Origin of the sequence: Alkalihalobacillus alcalophilus ATCC 27647 = CGMCC 1.3604, from assembly GCF_000292245.2 — a bacterium.
Lineage (GTDB): Bacteria > Bacillota > Bacilli > Bacillales > Bacillaceae_D > Alkalihalobacillus > Alkalihalobacillus alcalophilus.
Map to the genome: position 1 here is coordinate 1 of NZ_ALPT02000039.1, position 12653 is coordinate 12653.

Genomic DNA, 12653 nt, shown 5'->3' on the forward strand with positions numbered 1-12653 from the left:
ATAAAGCGAAGTCCGTTTGCTCAGAAGCGAGAAATTTAAGAATCAACGCTAAGTTCGCGCCATCCTGCCGCAACGCCTTGTACCCACGTCCTGTGGGCAAGAACAGCTGATGAAGACGCTTTTTGTCTTCACTCAGATGGGCGATTTTTCTCGAGCTTCTAACAGGCGTAGCTAGATTGTTATCATGCTAGTTTCTCTAAGACGGGTCCTTGCACGAGTTTTGGGTGAATGATACTTGTAAAAAGTCCATCAGCTGATAATTCGCCTTCCTGCAATCCTAATAATACTTTTTCAGTTTCATAACGTTCATTGTTAAAGACAATTTCTACTTTGTCTGGCTTTAATGCCGTTAAGAATGGGGATGCCTGACCGACAACACGGTAAGGAATAATTCGAACACGATGAGCTAACTTTTCTGTCTCTGGCAATAGTTCATCTTTGCCCTCCGCAATTTGACTTAATTCCTTTACAACGGCCTCACTATACGTTTCATATAATAATGATCCTTCAATAATCATCACAGGCTGTTTCGTAATCGGACAAAGAAGTTGATTGCCTGTATCGACTAACCCTATCGTTTTAATTTCAAAGTGGTCAATAAAAAGAGTCACCTCTGCCATTTGATCAGCTTGAATTTTTTTTGTTTCAATCGTTTCAAATCTCTGTTTTGAAAAATACCAAACGAGTGGAAAACCGATTAAAACAAAAACCCAACTTATCGAACTTCCGATAAAGATTCCATTTTGTGGTGAAAAACTTGAAAGGATGTCCAATTCAGTTTGCCAAAAAAAGTGTAATGCAAATAAGGCACCTCCTGTCATAAAAGTTACAAAATAGAACATCAGGAGATTCTGAATAAAGAAACGTAACCTCTCATATCCAAAAGCAACCCAAACAATTAACGCTGAATAAATCAATTTAAACCATGGTGAATAAACGAGATCAGCAAAAGGAGTAAACATAAGAATCACAATAAAGGAAGCGATAAAAGCCGCTAGAATAAAACGAACATGTTTAAACCTTCTTTTTAATACAAGAGCTGTCAAAGCAATGAGCAAATAATCAATAAAAAAGTTTAATAACCAGATGAGGTCGAGATAAACAGTCATGGTTACTCCCTCATTCATTATTTTTAATAAGTATAAATCTTTAGCCCATCTAAGTCTGTCACTTCATGGCGAGTTTCAACTTGTTATTTTGAAAGATTTTTGGTATTTCTGTCAGAATATATTTTGAGGAAATAAGGCAGGAAATAAAAGAAAAGCTACCCTCTGTTCACGATTGTGAATAGAAAGTAGCTTTTGGATTGGATTAACGGTTACGATTACGACGATTTCTTAAGAAGGTCGGTATATCTAACGTATCAGCTGGCTCATCATTCGGAGTGCTCGGTTGACTTTGAGCTTGGTTGAAACGCGGTTCTTTTTGCTGAGGTTCTTCTTGTCTTGGTTTTTGTTTAACCATTTTTGACGGGCTTGGACGGTGAGCTGTTTTGCTTTCTACATCGTCAAAACCAGTCGCAATAACCGTAACAACAATTTCATCTTTTAAGTTTTCACTAATGACAGAACCAAAGATCATATTTACTTCAGAGTCAGATGCGGCTGAAACAATCTCAGCTGCTTCATGAACTTCATATAAGCTTAAGTTAGAACCACCTGTAATATTCATCAATACCCCTTGAGCCCCGTCTACAGAGGTTTCAAGTAATGGACTTGAAATTGCCTTTTTTGCCGCTTCAGCAGCACGATTTTCACCTGTTGCAATTCCAATTCCCATAAGAGCTGAACCTTTTTCACTCATGATCGTTTTAACATCAGCAAAATCAAGGTTAATTAATCCAGGAACCGCGATTAAATCTGAAATACCTTGTACACCTTGACGTAAAACATTATCCGCTTCACGGAATGCTTCAAGCATTGGTGTATTCTTATCAACAATTTCTAAAAGACGGTCATTTGGAATGACAATTAATGTGTCCACTTTTTCTTTTAAAGCTTCAATACCAGCTGCAGCTTGAGTTTGACGTTTACGTCCTTCAAATGTGAACGGTCTAGTGACAACTCCTACTGTTAAAGCTCCTAGTTCTTTCGCTACTTCAGCAATAACCGGTGCAGCACCCGTTCCAGTACCCCCACCCATTCCGGCGGTTATAAAGACCATATCTGAACCTTGTAAAACTTCTTCTAAATGTTCACGGCTTTCTTCTGCTGCTTTTTTCCCGATTTCAGGATTTGCCCCAGCTCCAAGTCCTCTTGTGAGCTTTCCACCAAGTTGCAATTTCGCTTCCGCTTTTGAAAGGTGTAGAGCTTGTGCGTCTGTGTTGACAGCAATAAAATCAACACCTTGTAAGCCATTTTCAATCATTCGGTTTACAGCGTTACTTCCACCACCGCCAACACCGATTACTTTAATTTGTGCTAATTGATCCATATCCATTTCAAACTCTAACATTTGAGGTCCCCCTAATCAGACTAACATTCACTACTATTCAAAAAATACTTTAAAGAAATTTTTCACTTTTGCCTTTGGCTTCTCACTTTTCCCATCTTGATCCTTTGTTTGCTTTTTATGACGTGGTTCTTCTTCTTTATAAGTTGGCTGTTCACCATCACTTACAGAAGCAGCTACTTCTTTTCCTTGTACTTTCACGTTTTTATAAGCAAATTGGATTAAGCCAATACTTGTCGTATACTGTGATTCTCTAACACCGATATAATCCGGTATCGCAATTCGAATATTCCCTTCTAACAGTTCACGTGCAAGCTCAAGTATTCCTGGTATCATTGCGGTTCCACCCGTTAAAACATAACCACCAGGAAAGTCTTTATACCCTAGCCTCATCAGTTCACGGTAAATCAATTCAAAAACTTCTTCAATTCTCGGCTCAATAATATGAGCCAATTCAAATTGATTAAAATTCTGCTTTTCATTTGATCCGATCACAGCAACAGTAAACTTTTCATCCTCAGAAGCTTCGTCAATATAAGCATGACCATGCTTTACTTTTACGCGTTCTGCTTCTTCAGTAGAGGTTCGTAATCCAATTGCAATATCATTTGTAATATGATCTCCGCCGATTGGTAGAACAGAAGTCGCTTGTAAAGTCCCTTGTTCAAAGATAGAAATGGTGACAGAACCACCACCAATATCAATTAAACAAACTCCTAAACTCTTTTCATCCTTTGATACTGCAACTGATCCAGCAGCAAGTGGTTGCAAGCAAACATCTGCAATTTGAAGTCCAGCTCTTTCTACACAGCGAAGTAAATTATGTAAAATCGTTTTCGATCCGGTAATAATAGTTCCTTCCATTTCAAGGCGGACACCAATCATACCACGTGGATCATTAATTTCATCTAATCCATCTACAATAAACTGCTGAGGAATGACATCAATGATCTCACGCTCAGGTGGGATTGATACCACTTGTGCCGCATCAATGACTCTTGCTATATCCTCATTTCCAATTTCTCTGTCTGGACTTGAGACAGCGACCACTCCATGGCAAGGTTGTAATTGAACGTGGTTACCGTTTATCCCTACTACTACTTGTTTAATAGATAATCCGACCATTCTTTCCGCTTGTTCCACTGCTCGCTTAATAGATTGAACCGTTTCATCTATATCAACAATTGCCCCTTTTTTTATTCCATTAGAAGGGGTTGATCCTACTCCAATAATGTTAATTGTCCTATTTGAAATTTCTCCAATGATCACTCTGACATTGGATGTACCGATGTCTAAACTAACATAAATTTCATTGTTGTTCATTCTGTGGCACCTCCTTATTATATAAAGTGAAACGAACACTTGAAATTTAACCTTTAAGAATCACTACAGTAGAATGAGTCTCATGATGAAATAGAACAAAATTGATTCTCGTACATATTGAAACTGCTAATGCATATAGAGATTAATTATAACCATATTCAACATGAAACCGCCTATTTCCTCTTAATTAAAACGGATTTGTCCAAATAAATCGATATCTTTTTCCTATTTTCTTTTTTTAGCTTGCCAGTTTGCTAAAACGATTCTTCTAATGACCGCTATATTATTGAATAAACGAACACCAAATGCAAAAATCGCCGCTAAATATAAGTCTACACCAAGATGAACACCTAGAAAAGCTAAACCTGCAGCTAAAATAATATTAAAGAAAAAGCCTGATAAAAATACGCTGGAATTAAAGCTTTCTTGCATATGAGCTCTAATTCCACCAAAGAGAGTGTCTAATGCGGCTAATACAGCAATCGATAAATAGCTCGAATACTCTGTTGGAACGCGAAATTCCGTTAAAATGCCTAAAACGATCCCAATTATTAACCCTAATACAGGTAACCACATCTAGATTACTCCCCCTTCACTTCTTCCATATAGCGAACCCTTGGTGTTTGTTCAAAGGCAGGCAAAGAAAGGTTCTCTTCCAAAGTTATCGTTATTAAATAGCCAAAAGCTTCGAATTCCTCGATCGAACTCGATACGAGCAGTTCATTATGAAGCCTTTCAGGATTATCGCTTATGACTTTTACTTCTAACGGAAGAGGGGGGATTCTTTTGTAATTTAATTGAGTTATACCGTTCACTTCACGAAAAGCAGAGGTCGTAATGATTCGTTCAGACCCAACCGCTATTTCTTTCGCACCGAAGCTTTTTACCTCATTTAATAAAAATCGAAAAAGTTCAGGAGGTGGAGTTCTTTTTTCCTCATCAAGAAAATCATCTTGAATAAGAGACTCGATTCTTATCACAACCCCATTGCCAGTTATTTCAGATAAACTAGCCGTCGCTTTTAACTCTTCAATTTGATTTTCTAATACTACCACAACGTCTTCACGATTATTTAGAGTCGTCTCATATTCCATAACTAATAATTTTAGCTTGTCTATTTCTTCCATAAGTTGTATACGATTTTCTTGGGATTGTTTTAATAATTCTCTTAATTCCCTCACATCGCGAGTATCACGTACCGTCATCTCTTCTACTTGAAGAGACTGATATTGTACGCTAATCATAAAGCCAATAATACAAGCTACTATTGTAAAAACCCAAACACGCTTCATCTTACTTATCACCCGCTCTCCGATAAGTAAGGACTTAACTCAATTTGATTCTTTTTTTGGATTCGTACCGTTATTCCTTCATTTACAAGCTGATCTTTTACTCCACCAAGAATATCTAAAGAAGCTAATAAAGTCTCCGGATCGCCGATTGCCGTAATCGTAAAAGGTGCTGCAGATGCTTGTCCATCTACTAAAATAACCGGTCCGACACATTTGATAAATGATTGATTCGTTAAGCGATAGCCATTTATTGCAACAGCCTCAGCTTGTGAAACGAGCAATTCATCAATCACTTGCTGGACATGAGCTTCATGAACAATATAATCATTTGGATTCGTACCTGTAGGCATATACTCAGCGTCTTCTAATGATATTTCGATCCCTGGTCCATTCACAGGAACCGTTCCTGCAATTTTTCTTAGTCTCTCAATATCATCAATTAGATTTTTATTCCGTACCTCTTCTTCCACACTTAAATTCGCAAATTCTTCTTCAAGCTCTCTTACCTCAGCTTGTAGCTCCAGAATCTCCTGTTGTAATTCATAATTTGATGTTTCTGTTTCTACAATCTGCTCTCTTAAATCATCCTCATATCTCCATTGTGTTTCTACTTCTTGCCCTGTTGATGCTTGCCTTTCATACGTAATCTGATAACTCAAAGCAATAATAAAGCCAGAAACGAACAGAACGAAGGATAAAATGACGTGTTTACCCCTCACTTTCAACTTCTGCATCCTCCTCAAAATCAAACTGTTCAAAATAAGGGCTCATCTTCATATGTAAAACCCCATTTAATGTTCGATCTATTTCCTGTGCAATAGAAGGGTACGGTGCCATCCATTCTGCAAAATTTGGAACGGTTGATCGAACTTCAATACCATCTGTCATTAATAACGTGATAGCATACGGATCTGATTCAGTAGCATCATGAAAAATTTGTGAGATACGTTCACTTATTTGTTCAGGTAAAAGAGCTAATTCCGCCGCAAATTCGGTTAACAACTCCCCTTCTTCCAGTCCGATAATAATTGGTGCATCCGAAGGGAAATCATGCCTTCCTAGCTCAGTTAAAAATAAACCATTCGCCATAATAGGAAAAAGCCTGTCCTCTTTTAATAAATAGGCAACACGTGGATACTCTTCCACTTCGACCAAAACGGTCGTTGGAAATTGCCTTTCTACGGTCGCTTTTTGTACCTCGGGAAGTCGTTCAATTAATTGTTGAATCTCGTCTGCATTTATATTCCAAATGTGATCGCCTAAATTCATACCGCTCGCTTCAATTATTGCTTCTTCACTAGCAATGTATTGCCCATTCACCTCAATACTTCGAATATGACTTAGTGGTGACTGCATATAAACGATCAGTAGCAATAACAGGAAGAACAGCAATAAAAAAAACAGCAACCTGCGATTCGCTTTTTGCTTACGCTGTTCTTTTAACGATGGCACTCGATCATCCAATGTAACTAATTTATCGTTACCCATCGTGACATCTCCCGTATTGTAGTTTCATTGTTTTATTCATCTGTTTAATTATACCATAAATCAGGTACCAATTTATCACATGACTTTATCTTTTTCTCCTGATAGCTTGCTTTTTTATCATAACAAGTTCAAAACGACTTATATTTTTTGAAATTCCCTTAGTTCAAAAAACACCGCTCTTTTACCATCAATTCCATATTTGTATTGTAATCATAAAGGGCCTATCACTCTTCATCTTTAGCTATGTATGTTAATCATAATGATAAAAAAAAGGAATGTATATACTCCATTTTAATCCAAATGATCTTCTAAGCCTTATTCGTTAATGATTACCCTTTTTCCTTCTTTATAAAACTAGATTTTTTATCCTTTTCATGAGCATAACTCTAGATGACACGTCTATTTTACCACGTATCATATTACAAGCGTATGATCAGACTATGTGAGATTATCTGAATCTCTACCTCCCTTTATACTCACGATTGAAAGTTTCACATATTTCTACTTTCACCCCTGTCGCTATAGCAATCGAGGTCTCTGAAAAAGTCTACTCGTTAAAATAGGGTTTCATGAATTAGTTGCACTCCGCCAGCTCCATACCCTACGCGTTCCGCGGGTGAACCGGGAGCTTTCTCGCCAAAGTTAAACTTGAGACTTTTTCAGCAACCTCATAGCTATCTCTACACCTCACAAATTTCATTTCGAAATCTACATTTACCACAACAAAAAAAGAGCTGCCCGATGATGTGGCAACTCCTACTCTGTATTCTATTTTCATCAGATTCGTGAATGTTTACTTATATTGAGCAGGACTCCAAGTGAAACGAGCATTAATGTTAAAGACGAACCGCCATAGCTTAATAATGGCAAAGTGATTCCTGTCACTGGGATTAAACCTGTAACAACTCCTACATTTATCATTACTTGAATCGCAACCATCGAAATAATCCCAATCGCCAATAAACTACCGAACAAATCTTGTGCCTCTAAAGCAATCCGAATCCCTCGCCAAAAAACGAAAGCGAATAATAGCAAAACAATCACTCCACCAATAAAACCAAGCTCTTCTGCTAAAATCGCAAAAATAAAGTCTGTTTGCGGTTCCGGTAAATAAAAATACTTTTGCCTACTTTCCCCGAGCCCCATCCCCATTAAACCACCCGGCCCAATTGCATAAAGGGATTGAATAATTTGAAAGCCGCTACCAAGTGGATCTTCCCATGGATCAAGGAAGGAAGTAATTCGTTTAATACGATAAGGGGCTGAAATGATTAACCCAGCAAAGCCAGCCAGTCCAATTAAACCGAGCATCACAAAATGACTAATCCTTGCCCCAACAACAAAAATCATAACGACACTAGTTCCAACCATAACCGCTCCCGTTCCGAGATCTGGCTGCATCATAATCATACCAAAGGCAAGCATAACAATACTTAAAGAAGGTACTAACCCTTTTTTAAATGAAGTAATATGCTTTTGATTTTCCGATAAAAATTTTGCCAAAAAGACAATCATCGCCATTTTCATAAACTCAGAAGGTTGAATTGAAAAAGCACCAACACCTAACCAACTTTGAGCCCCTCCTCGAACGAGACCGACTCCAGGAATCAAAACGATAATTAATAAGATAAAACAAACAATCACCATCATTTTCGCTAAACTTTTCCATGTCCAATAATCAATATTCATTATAAAAAACATCGCAAAAATCCCTAAGCCCGCAAAAAATAATTGACGCTTTAGAAAGAAAAAGGAATCATCAAAACGGTACGTTGCCCAAGCAGCACTCGCACTATAAACCATAATCATTCCAATTACTAATAATGACAAAATTAAAATTAATAAAATATAATCTGGTGCTCTTTTTTGATTTGCCATATTTGCCACCTCTTCACAAGCCATTCTCATTTCTCTTTATAAACTATGCGGACAAGTGGTCAAACATGTCTGAATCTCGAACAAGCATCGATTATAAGCACAAGGACATGCAGTATGCTCTAATAAGTACCCATCTATGAAATCTAATTCTCCCCCTAATTGAAGTAGAGGCTACTGAAAACAGTTTACTTGTTAAAATATTGTTACATGAGTTAGCTATACTCCGCCAGCTCCATACCCTACGCGTTCCGTGGGTGAGTCGGTGCCTTGTGATTGACGTGGAGCATGATTTTCGGGAGCGGTAAGTAGAACTCCATTCATCAATATCCACTACATTTCCAATAAATAGAACGAAAGCCGGTCACATTTTACTCGTTGTAAAATGTGACCGGCTTTTCATATCGGAGGAGGTTTTTGTCCCAGTCTCTTATAAGATTGTATATCGTCTTATTCACTCACACAGCAACTATGTGTATCATTTTTCATAATTGTTATGTAATCGTACAAGCTATCTATTTTAGTTATTTTCTTTAATACGAGCAACAGCGTTGATAAATTCCTTTCCTCGTACTTCAAAGGTTTTATATTGGTCCCAACTTGCACAAGCAGGCGATAATAAAATGACTTCACCTTCGACAGAATGCTGCCAAGCTTTTTGTACGGCATCTTCTACTTTTTCGGCAAGAATAACTTCTCCTACATTAGCTTCACGTGCAATCCGCTCAAGCTTAGGCGCTGTTTGACCAAAGGTAATCAGTTTGGAGACGTTTTTTAAGGCTGGAATTAGTTCATCAAATTCATTGCCACGATCAAGTCCACCAGCTAATAAGATAACCGGTTTATCAAAAGCCTCTAACGCTTTTTTTGTTGCTAAAATATTCGTTGCTTTTGAGTCATTATAAAAAAGCCGATGATCGATTTGTTCCACAAACTGTAAACGATGTTCAACACCTGAGAACGTTTTTAAGACGTGCTTAACCTGCACAATAGAAGCACCAGAAAGAATAGCCGCTCCAACTGCCGCTAATATATTTTCCAAATTATGAGCTCCAGGCAACACGATCTCATTTACCGGTATAATCATTTCCCCATTAAAATAAAGATTTCCTTCAAAAACAGAAAGGCCCTTTTCAAGAAGTGACTTTTGCGTAAATGGCACTTTAGTTGCCTTCGTTAAAGTCGCCACTTCACATACAAGCGGATCATCTAAGTTATAGATAAAATAGTCGGATTCTGCTTGTTTTGCAACGATATTCGCCTTTGCTTTAATATATTCTTCTTTTGTACCGTGATAATCTAAATGGGCGTCAAATAAATTTAACAACACAGATACTTTTGGTTGAAACGTTAAAGTCCCCATCAATTGGAAACTTGAAACTTCCATCACGATAACATTATTTTTTGTCGCTTTTGCTGCGACCTCACAAGCGACCGTCCCAATATTCCCTGCAATTAGTGGTTGTTTAGAACTCTTTTGAAGCATTTCATAAATTAAAGTTGTTGTAGTCGTTTTTCCATTTGAACCGGTAATTGCGACAATGTCCGCTTCACTTATTTGATAAGCAAGTTCGATTTCCGTAATGACAGGCAGGTGACGTCTTTTCGCCTCCTTTACGAGTGGGTTCGTATAAGGGATTCCAGGATTTTTTACAATAAATTCAAAAGGTTCATCTAATAAACTTAATGGATGTTCGCCACAAACAACACGAAACCCAGCTTGCTCAAGCTGTTGTGCTTGGAGATTTTCTTTATATGGTTTGGCATCATTAATCGTTACTTTTACCCCTAATTGATGTAAAAGTCTTGCCGCCGCTTCCCCACTTTTCGCTAATCCCAGCACTAAAACCTGCTTTCCAGCTAATTCCTGAATTGCTCTCATTTATAACCACACCTCAATATAAATTCCTAAAATTGCTAGAATCATTCCAACAAACCAAAATGTAACGACAACACGCCACTCAGACCATCCCGATAATTCATAATGGTGATGAAGTGGACTCATTTTAAAAATTCGTTTGCCTCTCGTTTTAAACGAAATAACTTGAATAATAACCGATAGTGTCTCAATAACAAAAACACCACCAATGATAATAAGCAGGATTTCCATCTTCGCCATGATCGCAATCGCGGCGATTGCTCCACCAAGTGCTAATGAACCGGTGTCCCCCATAAATACTTTGGCTGGATGAGCATTATAAACAAGAAATCCTAATACAGCCCCAACAACTGCGGCACTAAAAATGGAAATATCCATCATTTCAGCACTCCATGTTAAAACGGCAAAAGCACCGAACGCAATCGCAGCTGTCCCAGCTAATAAACCGTCTAATCCATCCGTTAAGTTAACCGCGTTTGAAGCTCCAACTAACATCACAATAATAAGAGGAAGATAAAACCAACCGAAATCAACACTAATCGTAGTGACTGGAATCGTCACTTCTGTTGAGAATCCTAAACGAATAAGTCCAAAATAAAATAATACAGAGATTAGTAACTGCCCAAATAATTTCTGTTTTGAAGTTAGACCTAAGTTCCGTTTTTTTACTACTTTTATATAATCATCTAAAAACCCAACTAAACCAAAGCCGACTGTGACAAATAGTAATAAGAGGATTTCTTGACTAAAAGATAAAAAGCGCATCGATATAAAGACTGTAGCAATTAAAATCGCTATGACAATGACAATACCTCCCATTGTCGGTGTTCCACTTTTCTTTTGATGCGATTCCGGGCCCTCTTCTCGAATACTTTGGCCAAATTTTAATCTTCGTAAAAATGGGATAAATACTGGTGATAATAATACTGCAATTAGAAATGATAAAAGAAGTGATAATAACAACACTAGTTCTAACATTCTATCACCCCTCCTTTCCTTCCTGTTGATAAGCATTAATTAGCTCTTCTAGTTTCATACCTCTTGAGGCTTTAAATAAAATCACCGTTTGGTCATCTACATATGACCGGATCGTTTTAACGGCCTCTTCTTTTGTTTTAAAATAAAAGGCTGCGGTCGACGATGTTGCGTAATGCTTGCTCCATTCATCATGCATCCAATGAACAAAGTCACCTACCCAAATAACGGTTGTAATCGGGGGCGTAATGGCTGCTGCAATCGAGCGGTGAAGCTCTTCTTCTTTTTCACCGAGCTCATATAAATCGCCTAAAACAACGATTTTCTTTTCAAAAGTTGGCATTTCTTTAACCGTCTCGATTGCGGCTTTCATTGAAGTTGGACTTGCATTATACGCATCATTGATGACAAGTTCTCCAAAGGGTCCTGTCGTTTTTTCAAGGCGCATGCCTGTAATTTGTACAGCTGATAATCCCGTTTGAATTTGTTCAGTATCAAAACCTAACTCTTGTGCTAAAGCGATACAAATGGCGGCATTTTTAACATTATGTTTACCGAGTAACGGAATTGAATATTGATGGTGATGAAAAACAAACGTGTAACCTTCTTGAAGCATTTTCACTTGTTCTATTTGCAAAACATTGTCTTGTTTAAATCCAATCGCTTTAGTTGACTCGTTCCAGTATGGTTTTAATAACTCTTCATCCCCGTCTATAAAGACACTACCACCAGCGGTCAACCCTGAAACTATCTCCATTTTCGCTTTGGCGATTCCTTCTCTACTTCCTAGTTGCTCCATATGAGATTCGCCGATATTGGTAACGATCGCTTGGTTTGGTTTGGCAATCGTTGATAATAGCTCAATCTCACGAAAGCCACTCATCCCCATTTCCAAAATTAAATATTGACAGTCGCATGGCATCGCCAAAATGGTTAACGGCATCCCAATATGATTATTAAAGTTTCCCTGTGTTTTATATGTGATAGCTCCTAAAGAAAGAACCGATTCCACTAAATCCTTTGTCGTTGTTTTGCCATTACTCCCCGTAATCGCAATGACAACAGGATTTACAACATCGCGATAGTTGGAAGCCATTTTCTGTAAAGCTTTTAAAGTATCCTCTACAAAAAAGAGTTGGAAGTTAGTTGGTAAATCATCCGGCACAGGTTCATGTTGATTCCACAAAGCAGCAGTTGCTTGGTTTTCAATCGCCTGTTTCACAAAATGATGTCCATTTCGATTCGCTACTAGCGGAACATATAACGCTCCTTTTTCCAAAGTTCTCGTATCTGTTGAAACAGATGGAAAAGTCATCTCTTTTAATGGATGTAATGTAGATAGAGATGGAATTAACGTTGAAGTTAACATA

General features: G+C 37.8%; 11 protein-coding genes. All 11 read right to left on the reverse strand.

All coding sequences use genetic code 11. The features are described 5' to 3' along the window. Positions 1-182: 182 nt before the first annotated feature. Positions 183-1109 carry a sigma-E processing peptidase SpoIIGA gene (spoIIGA, locus tag BALCAV_RS11775; RefSeq protein ID WP_003323921.1) on the reverse strand — a complete coding sequence of 309 codons (927 nt, stop codon included), beginning with the start codon at positions 1107-1109 and terminating at the stop codon, positions 183-185. A gap of 202 nt (positions 1110-1311) precedes the next feature. Continuing rightward, the gene (ftsZ, locus tag BALCAV_RS11780) at positions 1312-2454 is read right to left on the reverse strand and encodes a cell division protein FtsZ (RefSeq protein WP_003323922.1); all 1143 of its coding nucleotides are present in this window, start codon (positions 2452-2454) and stop codon (positions 1312-1314) included. A 33-nt stretch (positions 2455-2487) separates the two neighbouring features. Then, complete coding sequence (gene ftsA, locus BALCAV_RS11785) at positions 2488-3774, reverse strand: cell division protein FtsA (protein WP_003323923.1); 1287 nt, start codon at positions 3772-3774, stop codon at positions 2488-2490. A gap of 225 nt (positions 3775-3999) precedes the next feature. Continuing rightward, positions 4000-4350: a small basic family protein gene (locus BALCAV_RS11790; RefSeq protein ID WP_003323924.1), complete on the reverse strand. Its 351-nt coding sequence runs from the start codon at positions 4348-4350 to the stop codon at positions 4000-4002. 5 nt (positions 4351-4355) lie between these two features. Beyond that, positions 4356-5066 carry a DUF881 domain-containing protein gene (locus tag BALCAV_RS11795; protein ID WP_003323925.1) on the reverse strand — a complete coding sequence of 237 codons (711 nt, stop codon included), beginning with the start codon at positions 5064-5066 and terminating at the stop codon, positions 4356-4358. Between the two features lie 8 nt (positions 5067-5074). After that, positions 5075-5800 (reverse strand): DUF881 domain-containing protein, encoded by a 726-nt coding sequence (locus tag BALCAV_RS11800; protein ID WP_326938308.1) that lies wholly within the window; start codon positions 5798-5800, stop codon positions 5075-5077. Beyond that, positions 5775-6554, reverse strand: coding sequence for a cell division protein FtsQ/DivIB (locus BALCAV_RS11805; protein WP_003323928.1), 780 nt, complete (start codon positions 6552-6554; stop codon positions 5775-5777). The genes BALCAV_RS11800 and BALCAV_RS11805 overlap by 26 nt, the downstream gene beginning before the upstream one ends. 777 nt (positions 6555-7331) lie before the next feature. Beyond that, positions 7332-8432: a stage V sporulation protein E gene (gene spoVE, locus BALCAV_RS11810; RefSeq protein ID WP_003323614.1), complete on the reverse strand. Its 1101-nt coding sequence runs from the start codon at positions 8430-8432 to the stop codon at positions 7332-7334. A 517-nt stretch (positions 8433-8949) separates the two neighbouring features. After that, positions 8950-10311 (reverse strand): UDP-N-acetylmuramoyl-L-alanine--D-glutamate ligase, encoded by a 1362-nt coding sequence (murD, locus tag BALCAV_RS11815; RefSeq protein WP_003321924.1) that lies wholly within the window; start codon positions 10309-10311, stop codon positions 8950-8952. Then, positions 10312-11286: a phospho-N-acetylmuramoyl-pentapeptide-transferase gene (mraY, locus tag BALCAV_RS11820; RefSeq protein WP_003321923.1), complete on the reverse strand. Its 975-nt coding sequence runs from the start codon at positions 11284-11286 to the stop codon at positions 10312-10314. Positions 11287-11290: 4 nt separating this feature from the next. Beyond that, positions 11291-12652, reverse strand: a complete 1362-nt coding sequence (locus tag BALCAV_RS11825; protein ID WP_003321922.1) for a UDP-N-acetylmuramoyl-tripeptide--D-alanyl-D-alanine ligase — start codon at positions 12650-12652, stop codon at positions 11291-11293. Position 12653: the final 1 nt, after the last annotated feature.

Coding starts and splice junctions, on each gene's coding strand:
- spoIIGA (WP_003323921.1), bottom strand. CDS start 1,109: ATGACTGTTTATCTCGACCTCATCTGGTTATTAAACTTTTTTATTGAT.
- ftsZ (WP_003323922.1), bottom strand. CDS start 2,454: ATGTTAGAGTTTGAAATGGATATGGATCAATTAGCACAAATTAAAGTA.
- ftsA (WP_003323923.1), bottom strand. CDS start 3,774: ATGAACAACAATGAAATTTATGTTAGTTTAGACATCGGTACATCCAAT.
- BALCAV_RS11790 (WP_003323924.1), bottom strand. CDS start 4,350: ATGTGGTTACCTGTATTAGGGTTAATAATTGGGATCGTTTTAGGCATT.
- BALCAV_RS11795 (WP_003323925.1), bottom strand. CDS start 5,066: ATGAAGCGTGTTTGGGTTTTTACAATAGTAGCTTGTATTATTGGCTTT.
- BALCAV_RS11800 (WP_326938308.1), bottom strand. CDS start 5,800: ATGCAGAAGTTGAAAGTGAGGGGTAAACACGTCATTTTATCCTTCGTT.
- BALCAV_RS11805 (WP_003323928.1), bottom strand. CDS start 6,554: ATGGGTAACGATAAATTAGTTACATTGGATGATCGAGTGCCATCGTTA.
- spoVE (WP_003323614.1), bottom strand. CDS start 8,432: ATGGCAAATCAAAAAAGAGCACCAGATTATATTTTATTAATTTTAATT.
- murD (WP_003321924.1), bottom strand. CDS start 10,311: ATGAGAGCAATTCAGGAATTAGCTGGAAAGCAGGTTTTAGTGCTGGGA.
- mraY (WP_003321923.1), bottom strand. CDS start 11,286: ATGTTAGAACTAGTGTTGTTATTATCACTTCTTTTATCATTTCTAATT.
- BALCAV_RS11825 (WP_003321922.1), bottom strand. CDS start 12,652: ATGTTAACTTCAACGTTAATTCCATCTCTATCTACATTACATCCATTA.